Source organism: uncultured Microbacterium sp., assembly GCF_963524805.1.
Lineage (GTDB): Bacteria > Actinomycetota > Actinomycetes > Actinomycetales > Microbacteriaceae > Microbacterium.
Genome location: NZ_CAURGG010000008.1, coordinates 1 through 18,677, shown reverse-complemented (window position 1 = coordinate 18,677; position 18,677 = coordinate 1). Strand labels below are relative to the sequence as shown.

At 68.8% G+C, this 18,677-nt stretch carries 15 protein-coding genes; 7 read left to right on the top strand and 8 right to left on the bottom strand.

Going from position 1 to position 18,677, the window contains the following annotated elements:
• Positions 1-54: 54 nt before the first annotated feature.
• The gene (locus RWQ91_RS13800) at positions 55-894 is read right to left on the bottom strand and encodes an aldo/keto reductase (protein ID WP_314507066.1); all 840 of its coding nucleotides are present in this window, start codon (positions 892-894) and stop codon (positions 55-57) included.
• Between the two features lie 658 nt (positions 895-1,552).
• Between RWQ91_RS13800 and RWQ91_RS13795 the strand changes: the two genes are divergently transcribed.
• From RWQ91_RS13795 to RWQ91_RS13785, 3 genes are all read left to right on the top strand, one after another.
• Positions 1,553-2,584: a hypothetical protein gene (locus RWQ91_RS13795; protein WP_314507063.1), complete on the top strand. Its 1,032-nt coding sequence runs from the start codon at positions 1,553-1,555 to the stop codon at positions 2,582-2,584.
• Positions 2,585-2,658: 74 nt separating this feature from the next.
• A complete protein-coding gene (hrpA, locus tag RWQ91_RS13790) occupies positions 2,659-6,564 on the top strand; it encodes an ATP-dependent RNA helicase HrpA (RefSeq protein ID WP_314507060.1) in 3,906 nt (1,301 codons plus the stop codon).
• A gap of 40 nt (positions 6,565-6,604) precedes the next feature.
• Positions 6,605-7,546: an NADP-dependent oxidoreductase gene (locus tag RWQ91_RS13785; RefSeq protein WP_314507057.1), complete on the top strand. Its 942-nt coding sequence runs from the start codon at positions 6,605-6,607 to the stop codon at positions 7,544-7,546.
• A 10-nt stretch (positions 7,547-7,556) separates the two neighbouring features.
• On the opposite strand, the gene RWQ91_RS13780 is transcribed toward RWQ91_RS13785, so the two are convergent.
• The 7 genes from RWQ91_RS13780 to RWQ91_RS13750 form a co-directional block, all read right to left on the bottom strand.
• Complete coding sequence (locus tag RWQ91_RS13780) at positions 7,557-8,411, bottom strand: sulfurtransferase (protein ID WP_314507056.1); 855 nt, start codon at positions 8,409-8,411, stop codon at positions 7,557-7,559.
• A gap of 107 nt (positions 8,412-8,518) precedes the next feature.
• Positions 8,519-8,647: a hypothetical protein gene (locus RWQ91_RS13775; RefSeq protein WP_314507054.1), complete on the bottom strand. Its 129-nt coding sequence runs from the start codon at positions 8,645-8,647 to the stop codon at positions 8,519-8,521.
• A gap of 10 nt (positions 8,648-8,657) precedes the next feature.
• Positions 8,658-9,878, bottom strand: coding sequence for a multiple monosaccharide ABC transporter permease (gene mmsB, locus RWQ91_RS13770; RefSeq protein ID WP_314507052.1), 1,221 nt, complete (start codon positions 9,876-9,878; stop codon positions 8,658-8,660).
• Positions 9,879-9,900: 22 nt separating this feature from the next.
• Entirely contained in the window at positions 9,901-11,430 is a 1,530-nt protein-coding gene (mmsA, locus tag RWQ91_RS13765; protein WP_314507051.1) for a multiple monosaccharide ABC transporter ATP-binding protein, read from the bottom strand.
• Positions 11,431-11,544: 114 nt separating this feature from the next.
• The gene (chvE, locus tag RWQ91_RS13760) at positions 11,545-12,672 is read right to left on the bottom strand and encodes a multiple monosaccharide ABC transporter substrate-binding protein (protein WP_314507050.1); all 1,128 of its coding nucleotides are present in this window, start codon (positions 12,670-12,672) and stop codon (positions 11,545-11,547) included.
• 43 nt (positions 12,673-12,715) lie between these two features.
• Complete coding sequence (locus tag RWQ91_RS13755; RefSeq protein ID WP_314507362.1) at positions 12,716-13,435, bottom strand: L-ribulose-5-phosphate 4-epimerase; 720 nt, start codon at positions 13,433-13,435, stop codon at positions 12,716-12,718.
• A gap of 178 nt (positions 13,436-13,613) precedes the next feature.
• Positions 13,614-14,627 (bottom strand): LacI family DNA-binding transcriptional regulator, encoded by a 1,014-nt coding sequence (locus RWQ91_RS13750; protein ID WP_314507359.1) that lies wholly within the window; start codon positions 14,625-14,627, stop codon positions 13,614-13,616.
• A 217-nt stretch (positions 14,628-14,844) separates the two neighbouring features.
• Between RWQ91_RS13750 and RWQ91_RS13745 the strand changes: the two genes are divergently transcribed.
• The 4 genes from RWQ91_RS13745 to RWQ91_RS13730 all read left to right on the top strand — a co-directional run.
• A complete protein-coding gene (locus tag RWQ91_RS13745; RefSeq protein WP_314507048.1) occupies positions 14,845-15,417 on the top strand; it encodes a hypothetical protein in 573 nt (190 codons plus the stop codon).
• A 61-nt stretch (positions 15,418-15,478) separates the two neighbouring features.
• Positions 15,479-16,852: an aminotransferase class V-fold PLP-dependent enzyme gene (locus RWQ91_RS13740; RefSeq protein ID WP_314507046.1), complete on the top strand. Its 1,374-nt coding sequence runs from the start codon at positions 15,479-15,481 to the stop codon at positions 16,850-16,852.
• Complete coding sequence (locus RWQ91_RS13735) at positions 16,849-17,832, top strand: Gfo/Idh/MocA family oxidoreductase (protein WP_314507045.1); 984 nt, start codon at positions 16,849-16,851, stop codon at positions 17,830-17,832. Before RWQ91_RS13740 ends, RWQ91_RS13735 begins: the two co-directional genes overlap by 4 nt.
• 54 nt (positions 17,833-17,886) lie before the next feature.
• Positions 17,887-18,677, top strand: a 791-nt coding sequence (locus tag RWQ91_RS13730; protein ID WP_314507043.1) for an NYN domain-containing protein, incomplete at its 3' end; no start/stop codon positions are given.

Genomic DNA, 18,677 nt, shown 5'->3' with positions numbered 1-18,677 from the left:
CTCGCAGTGCGCTCGGTCGCCGACACGCGGCGTCACACGATGGCGCCGACCGGCTCAGTGCACCTCGTCGGGGTGGGCGCTCACCCGGCCGCTGCCATCACCCGGATCGAGCGCATCGATCGCCGACATCTCGGCATCCGACAGGGCGAAGTCGAACACATCGAGGTTCTCCTCGAGACGCTCGCGACGCACCGACTTGGGGAACACGATGAAGCCCTTCTGCAGGTGCCAGCGCAGCACCACCTGAGCGGGAGACTTGTCGTGGCTGGAGGCCGCGTCCTTCACCGCCGGGAGATCGAACAGGTCGTACTTGCCCTGGCCGAGGGGTCCCCACGCCTCGATGCGCACACCCTGCGCGGCCGCCCAGTCGGTGATCCCCCGCTGCTGGTGAGCCGGGTGCAGCTCGATCTGGTCGACGGCGGGCACGACCCCGGTCGACGCGACGATGCGCTCGAGGTGCGGCACCAGGAAGTTGGAGACGCCGATGCTGCGGGTCAGGCCCGCCTCGCGCAGCTCGATGAGCTTCTCCCAGGCGTGCAGGTAGTTGTCCTTCGCGGGCGTCGGCCAGTGGATCAGGTACAGGTCCACCTGCTCGAGACCCAGCTTGCCGAGGCTTTCGCGGATCGCGGAGTGCGGTTCCTCCCCGTCGTGCCGGTCGTTCCAGAGCTTCGTGGTGATGAACAGCTCTTTGCGCGGGATGCCGCTGCGGGCGATCGCGGCGCCGACGCCCTCTTCGTTGCCGTAGATCGCTGCCGTGTCGATGTGGCGGTAGCCGACCTCGAAGGCCTCGCTCACTGCGCGCTCGGTGTCGGCGGGCGGCACCCGGAAGACGCCGTAGCCGAGCTGGGGGATGTCGTAGCCGTCGTTGAGCTGAAGCGTGGGGATCGTCGTCATGCGCTCCAGCCTAGAAGGCACCCGAGCTGCCCGTCCGATCCTCCGGAGAGCCGGGTCCTCGCCTCACCGGGGCACCGGGGTTCATTATGCCTCTGTTGCTGAAGGCGGCGCCGCTTCTAGAATGCGCACATACGTCCGCCGGAATTCGATTGGGGATCGAGCCGGCACGGGACGGATTCTCGCCGGGGGATGCGGCGCAGTCGATCAAGGGGGATCTGTGTTCGCGCTCATCCGCGGCGTCCAACGTCGCACATCAAGAAGTGACGCCGGGTCTCCTGGCCGGGGGGTACCGCGCCGCGACTGGCGCACGACGGTTGCGGGCATCGTCATCGCTACGATGACGGCGTCGGGAGTCATGTTGACGGCCGCCCCGGCGATGGCGGACGACACCGTCAGCCCGCCGAGCGACTCCGTCGTTCAGGACACCACCACGCGCACCGACGACAACAGTGCGCCGGTGGACGACACCGCCGTCCCTGCTCCGGATGCAGCGGCGGAGACGCCGCCCGAAGGGACCGCAACTCCGCCTGAAGAGCAAAGCGACACGTCCGAGGAACAGCCGGCTGTGGATCCGCTCGCAGAGGATGAGTCAACGGCCGCAGCCGAGGATACTGCGGCCGGGGGTCAAGCCTCGAGGACGGCCGACGTACCCTCCGAGGTGCAACTGCTGCTCGTCCCGCCGAGTGAGGCGGTCGTAAAGAAGGTTCAAATCTGCCACGCAACGTCGTCGTACAAGAATCCGTACATCGTTAATGAGCCTGCGGCCGATGGTGACGTCTCGGGTCACGCAGACCACACCGGGGAGGTCTTCTATCCCGCCATCCCGAAGCACACGGCGTGGGGTGACATCATCCCCCCGTTCTCTTACGACGGGGGCTACTTCGAGGGGTTGAACTGGGACGCGGAGGGTCAGGCGATCTACAAGAACGACTGCAACATTCCCGAAGCGCCGCCGGAACCTCCGTTCATGGTCATCGAGCCCACGACCTGCGCCGTCTACACGGCTCCTTCGCTGACTGTGTGGCTCTACGACCTGCAGGGCGATGTCTCCTACCGCGTGATCGTCAGCGATCAGGATGGCGTGATCGATACCGCGGTCGTGCCGGAGGGCGAATCGGGTGACGGATCCTTCTTCTGGGAGGGCCTGCCGGGAGGCATGTACACCGTGACCCTCCAGCAGGCGATCATCGCCGGAGAATGGGAGACGGTCGACGAGCAGGAGTTCACGGTCGAGGATTGCCCGATTCTCGGTGTCACGGCACAGGCCACCGCCTGCACGACGGGCGCCAACGGTGAGGCAGTCGTCAACCTCACCGGCTTGGTCGCGGGCGAGGATTACTCGTGGATGCTCACCGGGCCGGATGGCACCACGACGGACGGCGTGCTGGAGGACGTTGACTCCGACGCGTTCCCCGTGACGTTCCCGAACCTGCCGCCCGGTGATTACGCGTTCGACATCGCGTGGCATTCGGATGACGAGACGTCAGTCTCCGCCCAGGCTGCATTCACCGTCGCCGCGTGCCCGGTCGTACCGCCGACTCCGCCGAAGCCGGCGGCGCTGGCCGCGACCGGCGCTGAGGGCACCGGCGGTCTGCTGGCGGCAGCCCTGGTGATGATGGCCCTCGGCGGCGGCGCGCTCGCCTTCCGCGGTCGTCGTCCACTCGGAGTGAGGCAGAACGACGGGGCCTGACCCGAACGAGCGCTGAGCCGAGTGACGGGCGATACCCAGCCGGGGTCGCCCGTCACTCGGTACGATCGAAGGCTATGCCCGCGCCCGAACCCGTCATCTCGTATCCGCCGGAGCTGCCCGTCAGCGCCGCGCGCGATGAGATCGCGCGCGCGATCCGCGACCATCAGGTCGTCATCGTCGCCGGCGCGACCGGCTCCGGCAAGACCACGCAGTTGCCGAAGATCTGCCTCGAGCTCGGCCGGACCCGCATCGCACACACCCAGCCCCGCCGCATCGCGGCGCGCACGATCGCAGAGCGGATCGCCGAAGAGCTCGAGGTGCCGCTCGGCGCGACGGTCGGCTACAAGGTCCGCTTCACCGACAAGGTGCAGGACGACACGCGTGTCACGCTCATGACCGACGGCATCCTCCTGAATGAGATCCACCGCGATCGCCTCCTGCGCCGCTACGACACGATCATCGTCGACGAAGCGCACGAGCGCTCGCTCAACGTGGACTTCCTCATCGGCTACCTCACGCAAGTGCTGCCCCAGCGTCCGGACCTGCGCGTGATCGTCACCAGCGCGACGATCGACCCGCAGAGCTTCGCGAAGCACTTCGCGGATGCCGCGGGCGATCCCGCGCCGATCATCGAGGTGTCGGGACGGACGTATCCCGTGGAGGTCCGCTATCGCGGTCCGGAAGACGCCGCGGCCGACGAGGTCGACGGCATCACGGCGGCACTGCGCGAGCTCGACCGCGAGCCGGCCGGAGACGTCCTGGTGTTCCTGCCCGGGGAGGCGGAGATCCGCGATGCCACCGATGCCGTTCGCGGCATGTACGCGAAAGAAGCCGCACCCACCGAGGTGCTGCCGCTCTACGGGCGGCTCAGCGCCGCGGAGCAGCACCGCGTTTTCGAGCCCTCGAAGGTCGCGGGCGTGCGCCGGCGGGTGATCCTCGCGACGAACGTCGCCGAGACGAGTCTCACCGTGCCCGGCATCCGGTACGTGATCGACACCGGCACCGCCCGCATCTCCCGGTACAGCGCGCGCACCAAGATCCAGCAGCTGCCGATCGAGGCGATCTCACAGGCCTCCGCGCAGCAGCGCTCCGGTCGGGCCGGCCGCACCGCGCCCGGCATCGCGATCCGCCTGTACGCCGAAGAGGACTTCGAGGCCCGCCCTGCGTTCACCGAGCCGGAGATCCTGCGCACGAGCCTCGCCTCCGTGATCCTGCAGATGCTCTCGCTCGGGTTCGGCGACATCGCGGCGTTCCCGTTCCTCACCCCGCCGGACTCCCGCGGCGTGAAGGCGGCGTTGGACCTGCTGATCGAACTGGGCGCCGTCCGCACCTCCGATCGCAGGGCGGGCGAAGCCGCGCGCCTCACGGACCTGGGCCGGGAGATCTCGCGGCTGCCGATCGATCCGCGCTTCGCGCGCATGCTGATCGAGGCGAAGCGGATCGGCGTGCAGCGCGACGTTCTCGCGATCGTGGCCGGCATGTCCATTCAAGACGTCCGGGAGCGCCCCGAGGAGCGACGGGAGGAAGCGGACCGGCTGCACGCGCGGTTCGTCGACCCGACGAGCGACTTCGTCACGCTCCTGAATCTGTGGAATCACCTGCAGGAGCAGCAGGCGACCCTCGGATCGAGCGCGTTCCGGAGGCTCTGCCGGTCGGAGCATCTCAACTACGTGCGCGTGCGTGAATGGGTCGACGTGCACCGTCAGCTGCGCACCCTCGTGGGGGCGAGGCGAGACGACAAGCAGCCGGAGGGCACCACGGCCGACCCCGACGATCTGCACCGAGCGATTCTGTCGGGGCTGCTGTCGCACATCGGCATCCTCGACGAGCGCAGCCCCGCGAAGCCGAGCACCGGGGGTCGCGCGGAGTCCAAGCGTCAGCCGGCCGCGGAGTACCTGGGCGCCCGCGGCGCCCGGTTCCTGATCTTTCCGGGCTCGGGCCTGCGCAAGAAGCGCCCCTCCGCCGTGATGGCGGCGGAGCTCGTCGAGACATCGCGCCTCTTCGCCCGCACTGTTGCGAGCATCGACCCCGCCTGGGCCGAGTCGCTCGCCGGCGACCTCGCCAAGCGCCAGCTCAGCGAGCCGCACTGGTCGAAGGCGGCCGGGGCGGCATCCGTCTACGAGAAGGTCACCCTCTTCGGCGTCGAGATCATCCCGCGCCGCCGCGCGCAGCTCGCCCGCTTCGACCGGCCGCTCGCGCGCGAGCTCTTCGTGCGCCACGCCCTCGTCGAGGGCGAGTGGGATCCCGCAGGGCTCGACAAGCGCCTCACCGCTTTCGAGCGACGCAACCTCGAGCTGCGGCGCCGGCTGGAGAAGATCGAGGAGCGCGAGCGGCGCCGCGACATCCTCGTCGGCGACGAGGCGGTCTTCGCGTTCTACGACGCGCGGATCCCTCGCGACGTCTACGACGTGCGCTCGTTCGAGGCATGGTGGCGCGACGCGGCTCAGCGCACTCCGCGCCTGTTGGACATGACCGAAGCCGATCTGCTCGAGGATGCCGCCCGCAGTGACGAGCGGGCCTTCCCGGCGCGGTGGCGGCAGGCCGACCAGGTGCTGAGCCTGGCCTACCGTTTCGAACCGGGCGCCGAAGACGACGGTGTGACGGCCATCGTGCCGCTGGCACTGCTGGCGCAGATGCGACCCGACGGCTTCGACTGGCAGGTTCCGGGCATGCGCGATGAGATGATCACGGCGCTGCTGCGGGCTCTGCCCAAGGCGATCCGGCGGCACGTGGTCCCCGCCGCCGACTGGGCGACCCGGTTCGCCGAAGACCTAGCCGGCCAGGGACCGGAGGCGCACGACGGGATGCCGCCGGCATCGCTGCGAGACGCTCTGGCCGCCCGCATCCAGCGCGTCGCCAACCAGCCCGTGCGCGCCGCCGACTTCGAGCTGGACCGGGTTCCGGCCCATCTGCAGATCTCGTTCCGGGTCGTCGACGAGCGCGGCAGGCCGCTCGGGTCGGGCCGGGACCTCGCCGAGCTGCAGCGGCGGTTCTCCGAGCGCGCCCGGACGTCGGTCGAGAAGTCTCTGGCGCGGCCGGCGAGCGAGCTCCGCGGGACGAAGCGTCCCGGCCCCGAAGCTCCCGTGTCGCCCTCGCCCGCCGCGATCGGGATCACTCCGCGCTCGGGACTCACCGACTGGGACTTCGGTGACCTCCCCGAGGTCGTGGATACGCGCGTCGCCGGCGGCGTCGTCCGCGGATATCCCGCACTCGTGGACGAAGGCGCGAGTGCGGGACTGCGGATCGAGTCGACGCCCGAGGCGGCCGAGCGAGCGACCCGCGCAGGCGTGCGGCGCCTGCTGCTGCTCGCCGTTGCCTCTCCGGCGTCGTACGTGCTCGAGCACCTGACTTCATCCGAGAAGCTGGCGCTCGCGACATCGCCGTATCCGTCTGCGCGGACCCTGGTCGAGGACGCCCGTCTCGCCGTGGCGGATGACGTGCTCACCCGCACCGCGCGCGGAGCGGTCGTGCGCACCCGGGCGGAGTTCGAGCGCGTGCGCGATGCGCTGTCGGCGGCCGTGGTCGATGAGACCTTCCGCACGGTGTCGCTCACCGCCGGCATCCTCACGGCCGCGCGCGACGCCGATCGCGCCCTGCGCTCGCAGAACTCGCTCACCCTCCTCGGCGCGCTCAACGACGTGAAGGGGCAGCTGGCGGGGCTGGTCTTCCCCGGTTTCGTGTCCACGATCGGCGTCGCCCGTCTTGCCCACGTGCCGCGCTATCTGCGCGGGGCGAAGGAGCGGGTGGACGGGCTCGTCGACAACCCCGGCCGCGACCGGCAGCGCATGACGGAGTTCGAGCGCGCGGCAGCGGTCTACGCCGAGGCGGGCGGGACGATTCCTCCCTCTGCCGACGCACCGGCCTCACTCGTGCGCACGCGGTGGCTCCTCGAGGAGTATCGGATCAGCCTGTTCGCACAGCACCTCGGCACCGCCGAGCCGGTCTCGCTGCAGCGCATCCAGAAGTCGCTGCGCGAGTGAGACGGGAATAGCCCGAACGGACGGAGAAGTTGGAGAGATCATGGCTCACGCGATCGCATACACCGAGTTCGGCGGACCCGAGGTCCTCACCCTGATCGACATCCCCGATGCGACGCCGGGGCCGGGTGAGGTGGCGGTCCGCATCGAGGCGGCCGGCATCAACCCGATCGACGCGAAGCTGCGCGCCGGTGTGCGCCCGTCGGGCGAGATCAGCGAGCCGCGTCGGGCCGGCGCCGATGCGGCGGGCGTCGTCTCGGCCGTGGGCGACGACGTGGACGGCTTCCGGGTGGGCGACGCCGTCGTGGTGTTCGGCGCATCGGGCGCCTACGCGTCCGAGATCGTCGTGGACGCGGGCAAGCTGCAGCCGCGACCGCCGCAGGTCAGCGCCGCCGAAGGCGCGGCGCTCGGCATTCCGATCGGCACCGCCTATCAGGCTCTGCGCTCGCTCGCTGTGGGACCGAACGACACGCTTCTCATCCACGCCGGGTCCGGGTCGGTGGGCCAGGCGGCGATCCAGTTCGCGCGCCTGTGGGGGGCGACGGTGGTCGCCACCTCGTCCGAGCGCCGGTTCGATCGGATCCGCGACCTCGGCGCGATCCCGGTCGCCTACGGGGAGGGCCTTGTCGAGCGCGTCCGGGCCGCGGCCCCTCAGGGCGTGACGGTGGCCCTCGACGCGGCGGGCACCGATGAGGCGATCAACGCGTCGCTCGAGCTCGTCGCGGACCGGGAGCGGATCGCGACACTCGTTCGGGGTAGGGATGCCGCATCCTTCGGCATCCGAGCGTTCTCGGGCGGCGGACCCAAGCCGATGACCCAGCGCGAGCTGATCTGGCGCGCCGAAGCGGTTCCCGTCGCCCTCGCCCTCATGGCTGCCGGCAGCTTCTCGGTCGAACTCGGCCCGTCGTTCCCGCTCGCCGATGCCGCCGCCGCCCACCGCGCTCTCGACGCGGGGTCCGACGGCAAGATCACGCTGGTCCCGTAGGCAGACCCGCTCACGCCGGACCCACCCGTCCTGCCGGGGTGGGTCCGGTCGCGACCGGGCGACCTCGGGTGTTGGACCACTGGCTCCACGACCCGGGATAGACCGTGACCTCGATACCGGCGAGCGCACCGGCGAAGGCGGTGTGGGCGGCCGTGACGCCCGACCCGCAGTAGGCCGCGACGGGAGTCTCCGAAGTGATGCCGGCGGAGGCGAAGGAGGCCCGGAGCACGTCGGGTTCGAGGAATCGTCCGGCGTGGACGTGCGCCGTCGTGGGAAGGTTGACCGCGCCGGGCACGTGCCCGGCGACCGGGTCCAGCGGCTCGAGCTCACCCCGGTAGCGCTCCGGTGCGCGCACATCGAGCAGGACCCCCTCGCGCGACCAGCCCGCGGCGTCCTCGATCGATGCGACGCCGTCGGCGATGTCGGTCAGCACGATGTCCCCGGGGGCAGGCTGCACGTCTCCCGTCTGCAGCGGCAGGCCCGCCGCGATCCAGGCACGAAGGCCGCCGTCCAGCACCCGCACGTCCGACACGCCGCTGCGTTCCAGCAGCCACCACGCCCGGGCTGCGGCGACCGACTGCACGTCGTCGTACGCCACGACCGTGGTCTCGGCGGTCACGCCCCATCGCCGGGCCGCGACTTGCAGCGCCTCCCGCGTGGGGAGCGGATGCCGGCCCTCGACCGGCTCGCCCTTGCGGGCGAGCTCGAGGTCGAGGTCGACGTAGACGGCACCGGGTACATGCCCGTCGAGATACTCGGGCCGGCCCTCGGGCCGGTCGAGGCGCCAGCGGACGTCCAGCACCCGCACGGTGCCGTCGGAAGCAAGCAGGTCGGCCAGCTCAGCGGGGGTGATCAAGAGGGCCATGGAATCCATCGTGCTCGTCTGAGGCTCTCATGCGCCCCCGCAACGGAAACAGTTCGACCGCCCAGGCAACACTTCGAAACACTGGCGCGGCCCGAACGCCCGGCTGGTCAGCCGCCGCCCGCCAGCGCGCCGACGAGCCCGGAGATCACCATGTACAGCCCGATCCCCGAAACGACGACCCAGATGCCGATCCGGGCGGCCGAGACGCCCTCTTTCTTGCCTTCCAGATCAGCCATCGGTCGCTCCTCAGTTGCCCGCGCGGCGCTTGTTGTAGACATCGAACGCCACGGCCAGCAGGAGCACCAGTCCCTTGACCGCCTGCTGCCACTCGATGCCGATGCCCATGATCGACATGCCGTTGTTCAGCACGCCGATGATCAGGCCGCCGATGATCGCGCCGCCGATCGTGCCGACACCGCCCTGGACGGCCGCTCCCCCGATGAACGCGGCGGAGATGGCCTCCAGCTCGAATCCCGTTCCCGCCTTCGGGCCGGCGAGGTTCAGCCGGGCGGTGAAGATCAGCCCGGCGAGAGCTGCCAGCACGCCCATGTTGACGAAAAGCCAGAAGTCGACGCGGCGGGTCTTGATGCCGGAGAGCTCGGCTGCGTGCCGGTTGCCGCCGATCGCGTAGATGTGGCGTCCGAACACGGTCCGGTTCATGACGACCCCGTAGACCAGGACGAGGACGGCCAGGATGATCAGTGTGACCGGGATGCCCTTGTAGGACGCGAGCGCCCAGGCGAACCAGCCGAGCACGGCGGCGATCAGCACGAGCTTGACGATGAACCAGACGAGCGGCTCGACGGCCTGTCCGTACTTCGCCCGGCCGCGACGGGTGCGCACCTGCTGGACGACGAACGCGACCACTGCGACGGCGCCCACGAGAAGCGTGAACACGTCAGGTTCGGTCTCGCCGAACACGCCCGAGATGAACCCGTTGCCCAGCCCGCGGTACTCCGTCGGGAAGGACCCGATGTTGGCGTTGCCGAGCACCACCAGGGCGAGGCCACGGAAGATGAGCATGCCCGCGAGCGTGACGATGAAGGCGGGGATGCCGACGGCTGCGACCCAGAACCCCTGCCAGGCCCCGACGAGTGCGCCGATGCCGAGCGAAAGGATGACCGACAGCCACCAGGGCAGCCCCATCTCGACGGCGAAGACGCCCGAACACGCACCGACGAATGCCGCGACGGATCCGACGGACAGGTCGATGTGCCCGGCGATGATGATCATGACCATGCCGATGGCCAGAACGAGGATGTACCCGTTCTGCACGACGAGGTTGGAGATGTTCTGCGGCCGCAGCAGGATGCCGTCGGTCAGGATGGCGAACAGCGTCACCACCGCGATCAGGGCGATGAAGATGCCGTTCTTGCCGAGGTCGGACAGGACGTGCGAGATCCGCTCGGTGAACTTGTTGTCGGGCGGGTTGATCTGCGCGCCGACGGCCTCAGTGCTGTTGGACATTTCTCTTCTTCTCCAGACCCCGTCAGCGGGGCTTCTCCATGGTCATGAGCTTCAGAACGGATTCGGGCGTGGCGTCCTGGATGGGAAGCTCACCGGTGATGCGACCTTCCGAGATCGCGTAGACGCGATCGCAGATGCCGAGCAGCTCGGGCAGCTCGGACGAGATCACGATGATGCCCTTCCCCGAGGCGGCGAGCTTGTTGATGATCGTGTAGATCTCGTATTTGGCGCCCACGTCGATGCCGCGCGTGGGTTCGTCGAGGATGAGCACGTCGGGATCGGAATAGATCCACTTCGACAGCACGACCTTCTGCTGATTGCCGCCCGAGAGCTTGCCGGTCTTGACCAGCACGTTCGGAGCCTTGATGTTCATGCTCCTGCGGTACTCGTCGGCGACCTTGTACTCCTCGTTGTCGTTGACGAGTCCGCCCCGTTCGAGCTTCTTCAGCGACGCCATCGAGATGTTGCGCTTGATGTCCTCGATGAGGTTGAGTCCGTAGGTCTTGCGATCCTCGGTCGCGTACGCGATGCCGTTGTCGATCGCCTCGGCGACCGTGCGCGTCTTGATCTCCTTGCCGCGCATGAAGACCTTGCCCGAGATGCGGGAGCCGTAGCTGTGGCCGAACAGGCTCATCGCGAACTCGGTGCGGCCTGCCCCCATCAACCCGGCGATGCCGACGATCTCACCGGCTCGCACGTTGATCGACACGTTGTCCACCATGACCCTCGACGGGTCCTGCGGGTGGTGCGCGGTCCAGTCCTCGACCCGCAGCAGCTCGTCGCCGAGATGCGGCTCGTGGTCGGGGTAGCGGTGCTCGAGATCGCGGCCCACCATGTCCTTGATGATCCGGTCCTCGGTGACGTCGGCCTTCGCGATCGTCTCGATCGTCTTGCCGTCGCGGATGATCGTGACGGTGTCGGCGACCTTCTTGATCTCGTTCAGCTTATGACTGATGATGATCGAGGTGATCCCCTCCGCGCGGAGGCTGAGGATGAGCTCGAGCAGGTGGTCGGAGTCCTCGTCGTTCAGCGCCGCCGTCGGCTCATCGAGGATGAGCAGCTTCACCTCTTTGGAGAGTGCCTTGGCGATCTCCACGAGCTGCTGCTTGCCGACGCCCAGCTGATTGATGATCGTCGTGGGGTTCTCGCGCAGGCCGACCCGTGCCAGAAGCTTGGCCGCCTCGAAGTTGGTGACGTTCCAGTCGATCAGACGACCGGCGCCCTTGCGCTCGTTGTTGAGGAAGATGTTCTCGGCGATGGAGAGGTAGGGGCTCAAGGCGAGCTCCTGGTGGATGATCACGATGCCTTTGGCCTCGCTGTCGCGCAGGTTCTTGAACTGCACCTCCTCGCCGGCGTAGACGATGTCTCCGTCGTAGGTGCCGTGGGGGTAGACGCCCGAGAGCACTTTCATGAGGGTGGACTTGCCCGCGCCGTTCTCGCCGCAGATCGCGTGGATCTCGCCCTGCGCGACGGTGAAGTTCACGTTCGCGAGCGCCTTGACGCCCGGGAAGGTCTTGGTGATGCCGCGCATCTCCAGGATGTTGCTGGTCATGGTCGCAGACTTCCTCGTGGTGACTGACTGGGGGGAGCGTAGCGGACGGGCGGTGGGGACGGGCGCGAACCCGCCCCCACTGCCGATTGTTCGCTCGATATCGCGTCGACCTGGTTAGAGGCCGAGCTCGTCTGCCGTCCAGTAGCCGGTCTCGACCAGGGCCGACTCGACGTTGTCCTTGACGACGGGCACCGGGCCGAGCAGGTACGACGGGACGACCTTCACGCCGTTGTCGTACGTCTCGGTGTCGTTGACCTCGGGCTCTTCGCCGTTCAGCAGCGCGACGGCCATGGCGGCGGCCACCTTGGCGAGCTCACGCGTGTCTTTGAAGATCGTCGCGTACTGCTCGCCGGAGAGGATCGCCTTGACGGAGTCGATCTCGGCGTCCTGCCCCGAGATGATGGGCCATTCGTCACCGACCGTGTAGCCGGCATCCGTCAGAGCCGAGATGATGCCTCGCGAGATGCCGTCATAGGGCGACAGGACCGCGTCGACCTTCGTGCCGTCCGAGTAGTTGGCGGTGAGGATGTCCTCCATGCGGCTCTGGGCGGTCTCGCCGTCCCAGCGGAGCGTGGCGGCCTGCTCGATCTCGGTCTGACCGGACTGGACGACCAGGGTCCCATCGTCGATCAGCGGCTGGAGCACGTCCATCGCGCCGTTGAAGAAGAAGAACGCGTTGTTGTCGTCCAGCGAGCCGGCGAACAGCTCGATGTTGAAGGGTCCCTCAGGAGCACCCTCCGTCGGATTCCCCTCGAGGTCCGTCAAGCCGAGGCCGTTGAGCACCGTCCACGCCTGCTGCTGGCCGACGAGGAAGTTGTCGAAGGTCGCGTAGTAGTCGACGTTCTCGGTGTCGCGGATCAGTCGGTCGTACGCGATCACCGGGATGTCGCTGTCGGCAGCGGTCTGCAGGACCTCCGAGAGCGTCGTCCCATCGATCGAGGCGACGATGAGCGCCTCGGCGCCCTTGGTGATCATGTTCTCGATCTGCGAGACCTGGGTCGGGATGTCGTCCTCGGCGTACTGCAGGTCGACCGTGTATCCGGCGTCCTCCAGAGCCGCCTTGACGGCGTCGCCGTCCTGGATCCATCGTTCCGAGCTCTTGGTCGGCATCGCGACGCCGATGAGGCCGCCGTCTCCGCCGCCGTCGGAACCGCTGCCGCTGTCGGAGCTCGCGCCCGAGCATGCAGACAGCATCAGTGCGCTTGCGGCAACGGCCGCGAGCAGGATCTTCTTGCCCCTCATTGTGTTTCCTTTCGTGTGGACATCTTCGTCGTGGTGCCGATATTCAGTTGTCGCCTCGCGCCGCCGGAGTCTCCCGGCGGTCGTCGGCGTTCTGCCCGTAGACGTTCTGGTACCGGGCATAGAGCCGGTCGATCGCGTCCTGCGGAAGTGGGATGACCGCGCCGCCCTGGCGCGCGAGGTGGACGGTGCGTGCGACGTCCTCGAGCATGACGGCGGCTTTGACGGCGTCTTTCGCGCTCGTGCCGATCGTGAAGGGGCCGTGGTTCTGCATCAGAACCCCCCGTGAGCGGTGACCGGTCAGGGTCTCCACGATCCCGCGGCCGATCGAATCGTCACCGATGATGGCGAAGGGGCCGACGGGGATGGGCCCGCCGAATTCGTCGGCCATCGCGGTGATCACGCAGGGGATCTCCTCGCCGCGCGCCGCCCATGCCACCGCGTAGGTGGAGTGCGTGTGCACCACACCGCCGACCTCCGGCATGTTGCGGTACACGTAGGCGTGTGCGGCGGTGTCGCTCGACGGCGACCGCTCGCTGCCCGGGGTTCCGGGCACGACGTTGCCGTCGAGGTCGCAGAGGATCATGTTCTCGGGGCCCAGATCGTCGTAGGAGACCCCGGACGGTTTGATCACGAAGAGGTCGGCACCGGGAACCCGCCCCGACACGTTCCCGCCCGTCCAGACCACCAGGCCGTTGCGCACCAGCTCCGAGTGCAGCGTCGCGATCTCCGAGCGCACTCGGGCGATCGTCACTTCGGTCTTCACACCCTCTGCGTAGCGGTCCCGCGTCTCGGCGTCTCTGCCCTGGCCCACTGATCGACTCCTTCGTCCTGAACGTCTCCGGCGACGGTCCATGTGACCGTTCACATTGCGCAACTATAGCTTCGAGGTGAGTTGCGGTGTCAACCGAGACGTGTCTCAGGTTGGTAACGGATCCTCGACGTCAGCGGACGGGGCCGGTCGAGGCCCGAACGATCAGCTCCGGCATGATGACGGCTGCCGGCACGGCGGACTGTCCGTCCGCAGGACCGAGCAGGAGATCGACGCACCGGCGGCCGAGTTCGGGGAAGTCCTGCCGGATGGTCGTCAACGGCGGCCAGAAGTGGGGAGCCTCGGGGATGTCGTCGAAGCCGACGACGCTGATGTCACGCGGCACCTCGAGCCCTTCGTCCCTGATGGCATGGATGAGCCCCAGAGCCATCTGGTCGTTGGACGAGAAGATCGCCGTGAAATCCCTGACCTGCAGCAGCTCACGTCCGGCGTAATACCCGAACTCGGCCGTCCAGTCACCGAGGACGGGCGCCGTCGTGGGGATGTCGCTGGCGGACATCTCCTCCAGGAATCCCCGCATCCTCGACTCCGCCTCTATCCAGTCCTGCGGCCCGGCGAGGTGATAGATGCTGCGATGTCCCAGATTGATCAGGTGTTTCGTCGCAAGCCGCGCACCCGCGATCTGGTCGACCGTCAGCGCGTGATCCTTGTCCAGACCGGTGGACTGCAGCGTGACGTAGGGCACGTCGATGCGCTGCGCCGCCAGAGAGCGGAACACCCGCATCTGAGGCGCGATGACGACGAGCCCCTCGACGGACTGCCCCATGAGGTGGGCGACGCCGGCCTGGATGGAGTCGGGCTCCGACGCGACGATGTTGACCGTGCTCACCCAATATCCGCGCGCCTGCGCCGCCGATTCGATGGCGGCGATGCTGGATGCGGGCCCGTAATCCGTTCGCGAAGCCGAAAGGATGCCGATCGTCCGCGACCTGCTGGTCACGAGCGCGCGGGCCGCGCGATTCGGCGTGTACTGCAGCTGCTCGATCACCTGCAGCACGCGCTCACGCGTCTCGGGCCGGATGCTGGGGTGGTCGTTGAGCACACGGGAGACGGTCTGATGCGAGACATCGGCGAGCCGGGCGACGTCGCGGATGCTGGGCCTCCGACCGGCGGCATCCTCCGTCATCGGTCGCTCCACCCCCATCGGCACGTCGCAGCGGAACCCGCCGAATGCACGAAGCGGCATGCGCACGGTCACACGCTTTGTCTGTCATTATGCACGAAGTAGTGCCAGCCGGAGGCGCGTCCATGTGACTGTCACACGAAGACCACCGTGAAGGCTGGGCGGAGTCGGCTCGTCGTCACATCTCTGTCACATCGGCGTCGGAGCGTACGCTGATCGCATGTCGGACTTCGCGCACGATCTGCCGCTGAGCAATCGGCCTCGGGTGGACGAGTCGCAGGTCACATCGGATCGGCGCGTCGCTCTGGCCGACGTCATCGATGAGGCAGCCCGCCTGCTCTCGACCAGCTCGGCGGACGAAGCGACGAGCGCGATTCTTGCCCGGCGATTCGTCGTGGACGCTCGCCTGGACAAGGATGCGAGCGCCATCGCCGGTGTCGGCCCGGTCTCCCTCCTCAGCGAACTCTCCTCCGGCGTGCGAGCGGGGCGTCGCCGAGGGGTCCGGGCCCTCTCCCACGCCGTCCGCGCCGTTCTGCGTATCGGCGCTGCGCTCGATGCAGAACCCCGCCTGTCTGCCACGACGTGGGGGGCCGTGGCGCTCTACGCCGCGACGGCAGCGCCCTTGGAGCGACGGGTAGTCGTGGCCGGTCACGCCCTCCGCGCCACGGACGCGGACTGGGCGTTCGGGCGCGGACCGACGCTGGAGGGAAGATCCATCGACATCGTCGCGTTCCTGCTCGGCACGTCGGAGGTGCCCCCCGCGCCGGGAGGCACTGCCGGGGCTCCCTCGTAGGCGGCGCGCAACACTTCGACACGCGACGGCGCGAACTCGGGCGCTCCCCGAGGATGGAAGCATGTCCGAGGCTTCCCGTTCGTTCGCTACGGCGCAGGTGCAGGCGGGATACGTCGCCGGCGCGGCGCAGAACACCGCCGTGCCGCCCATCTACCAGTCGAACGCCTTCGAGTTCGCGTCTCTCAGCGAAGCTCGCGACCTGTTCGCACTGCGCCGCGACGGCAACATCTACAGCCGGGCCGCCAATCCGACCGTGCTCGTCCTCGAAGAGCGCGTGGCCGCGCTGGACGACGGCGTGGCAGCCGCCGCGGTCGCATCGGGGCAGGCCGCCGTCGCGGTCGCGCTCCTGGCCCTCGCCAAACGGGGCGAGCACATCGTGGCCGCCAGGCAGCTGTACGGCGGCACCGTCGACCTGCTCCAGGACACCTTCGCCGACTGGGGCATCGAGGTCACTTTCGTGGACCAGGACGATGCGGGCGCCTGGGCGGCGGCCGTCCGTCCGACCACCCGCGCGCTGTTCGCCGAATCGGTCACGAACCCCAACGCCCAGGTGCTGGATGTGCGCGCGGTCGCAGCGGTCGCCCGCGAGGCCGGCGTTCCGCTGGTGGTCGATCACACCGTCGCCACTCCCTACCTCCAGCGCGTGAAGGACCACGGCGCGGACATCGTGGTGCATTCGGCCACCAAGTTCCTGGGGGGCCACGGGACCTCTCTCGGTGGGGTGGTGGTCGACCTCGGCACGTTCGATTTCACCCGGGAGCCTGACCGATGGCCGCAGCTGACCCAGGCCTACCCGCGGGCGCCCGGCGGCAGCCTGGTGGAGCGATTCGGGACGACCGGTTCAGCCTTCATCGCTCTGGTCAAGACGAAGTACGTCCACGACCTCGGCCCGTCGCTGCCCGCCTTCAACGCGTTCCAGCTGCTGCAGGGGCTGGAGACGCTCGATCTGCGCATGGCACGCCACAGTGCGAGCGCGCAGGCGGTTGCGCAGTTCCTCGAGCGGCACCCCGCCGTGGCGCGTGTCAACCACCCGGGGCTGCCGTCGAGCCCGTGGCACGACCTCGCCCACCGGTACCTGCCGCGGGGCGCGGCATCCGTCTTCTCGTTCGACCTGCACCCCGGCAGCGACGACGCCGACGACTTCGCCCGGGTGGAGGCCGCGATCGCGCGCCTGCGCGTCGTGCGACTCGTCGCGAACATCGGCGATGCGCGCAGTCTGATCGCCCACCCGGCATCGATGACGCACAGCCACCTCTCCCCCGCACAGCGGGCCGAAGCCGGAATCTCGTCCACGACCATCCGGCTGTCGATCGGCCTGGAGGATCCTGCGGACGTGATCGCCGACCTGGAAGGAGCGCTTGCGCCGCTGGCCCCGCTGGCCGATACCGCCCCGCGGCGATCATCGCGTGCCCCCGGCGCTACGCTCGAGGCATGACTGGACTGCGCTGGGGAATCCTTGCCACGGGCGGCATCGCCCATGCCTTCGCGAGCGACCTGCGAACGGCGGCCCTCGACCTCGTCGCGGTGGGCTCCCGCTCCGTCGAATCGGGTGAGCGGTTCGCCGCGGAATTCGAGGTTCCGCGCGTCCACGGCTCGTACGAAGCGCTCGTCGACGACCCGGACGTGGACATCATCTACGTCTCCACGCCGCACCCGCTGCATGCCGAGAACGCGATCCTCGCGCTCGAGCACGGCAAGCATGTCCTCGTGGAGAAGCCCTTCGCCCTCACCGGGACCGAGGCGGCGTCGATCCGCGACGTCGCCGCGCGCACGGGTCTGCTCGCGATGGAGGCGATGTGGACCCGCTACCTTCCGCACATGATCCGCGTGCGCGAACTCGTGGAGTCCGGTGCGCTGGGAGAGATCCGCGCGGTGCTCGCCGACCACACGCAGAAGATCTCCACCGACCCGGCTCATCGCCTCAACAATCTCGACCTCGGAGGCGGCGCGCTGCTGGACCTCGGGATCTACCCCGTGTCGTTCGCCTGGGACATGCTCGGCGCCCCGGTGAGCGTCACTGCGACGGCCACGATCGGTGCGACCGGCGTCGACGACGAGGTCGCCACGATCTTCACGCACGCCGGCGGGGCGCTGTCCACCTCGCTGTCGGCGTCCCATGCAGGCGGCCCCAACACGGCTCACGTGATCGGCACCGAGGCCCGCATCGACATCGATCAGACCTGGTACACCCCTACGACCTTCCGGCTGGTCGGCTCGGATGGCGCTCTGCAGGAGGCCTACGAGTCGCATATCCAGGGTCGTGGCATGCAGTTCCAGGCGCTCGCCGCCGAGCGCTACGTCGCCTCGGGCAGCAACGACAGCGACATCCTGCCGATCGATGAGACCGTCGCCATCATGGGCACGCTCGACGAGGTGCGTCGCCAGATCGGACTGCGGTACCCCAGCGAAGGCTGAGTCCTCGCTGCCGCGATCGGCGAGTCCGTCGCGCGCGCCTGTCAGACTGGAGCAATGCCCGACTCGCAGACCTCCCGCGTCGCCGTCTACCTGGACTTCGACAACATCGTCATCTCCTGGTACGACCGCGTACACGGCCGCAACTCCTACGGTCGCGATCGACAGCGCATCATCGAGACACCCGATGACCCCGAGATCGCCGAGCGCCTCAGCGCCGCCACGATCGACGTCGGCGCGATCATCGACTACGCGGCGTCGTTCGGCACGCTCGTCCTGACGCGCGCGTACGCGGACTGGTCCTCGCCCGTGAACGCCGTCTACCGCACGCAGCTGGTCGCGCGGGCCGTCGACCTCGTCCAGCTGTTCCCCGCCGCGGCCTACGCGAAGAACGGCGCCGACATCCGTCTCGCGGTCGACGCGGTCGAGGACATGTTCCGCCTGCCCGACCTGACGCACGTCGTGATCGTCGCCGGCGACTCCGACTATGTGCCGCTCGCGCAGCGGTGCCGGCGCCTCGGCCGCTACGTCGTCGGAGTGGGCGTGGCCGGCTCCACGGCGAAATCGCTCGCGGCCGCCTGCGACGAATTCGAGGCGTACGACTCCCTTCCGGGCGTTCCTCGTCCGGTGCGGCCCGCCGCGAAGGATGCCGGTTCGCGCACGCCTTCACGGGGTTCCGGCGCGCGCGGCAAGTCCGCGACAGCGTCGGCCGACCAGAACTCCGGCGACCCGTCAGCCGCCGAGCCGGTCGAGGCCGCGGATGCACCGGCGGAGGACGCACCTCCCGCCGCGACGACGGCGCGCCCGCGCGGCGGCCGCGGCAGGAAAGCGCCGGCGAAGGACGCGGC

Bases quoted from the DNA above. Each gene is read 5' to 3' on its own strand.
- RWQ91_RS13800 (WP_314507066.1), bottom strand. From the start codon at position 894: ATGACGACGATCCCCACGCTTCAGCTCAACGACGGCTACGACATCCCC.
- hrpA (WP_314507060.1), top strand. From the start codon at position 2,659: ATGCCCGCGCCCGAACCCGTCATCTCGTATCCGCCGGAGCTGCCCGTC.
- RWQ91_RS13785 (WP_314507057.1), top strand. From the start codon at position 6,605: ATGGCTCACGCGATCGCATACACCGAGTTCGGCGGACCCGAGGTCCTC.
- RWQ91_RS13780 (WP_314507056.1), bottom strand. From the start codon at position 8,411: ATGGCCCTCTTGATCACCCCCGCTGAGCTGGCCGACCTGCTTGCTTCC.
- RWQ91_RS13775 (WP_314507054.1), bottom strand. From the start codon at position 8,647: ATGGCTGATCTGGAAGGCAAGAAAGAGGGCGTCTCGGCCGCCCGGATC.
- mmsB (WP_314507052.1), bottom strand. From the start codon at position 9,878: ATGTCCAACAGCACTGAGGCCGTCGGCGCGCAGATCAACCCGCCCGAC.
- mmsA (WP_314507051.1), bottom strand. From the start codon at position 11,430: ATGACCAGCAACATCCTGGAGATGCGCGGCATCACCAAGACCTTCCCG.
- chvE (WP_314507050.1), bottom strand. From the start codon at position 12,672: ATGAGGGGCAAGAAGATCCTGCTCGCGGCCGTTGCCGCAAGCGCACTG.
- RWQ91_RS13750 (WP_314507359.1), bottom strand. From the start codon at position 14,627: ATGACGGAGGATGCCGCCGGTCGGAGGCCCAGCATCCGCGACGTCGCC.
- RWQ91_RS13745 (WP_314507048.1), top strand. From the start codon at position 14,845: ATGTCGGACTTCGCGCACGATCTGCCGCTGAGCAATCGGCCTCGGGTG.
- RWQ91_RS13740 (WP_314507046.1), top strand. From the start codon at position 15,479: ATGTCCGAGGCTTCCCGTTCGTTCGCTACGGCGCAGGTGCAGGCGGGA.
- RWQ91_RS13735 (WP_314507045.1), top strand. From the start codon at position 16,849: ATGACTGGACTGCGCTGGGGAATCCTTGCCACGGGCGGCATCGCCCAT.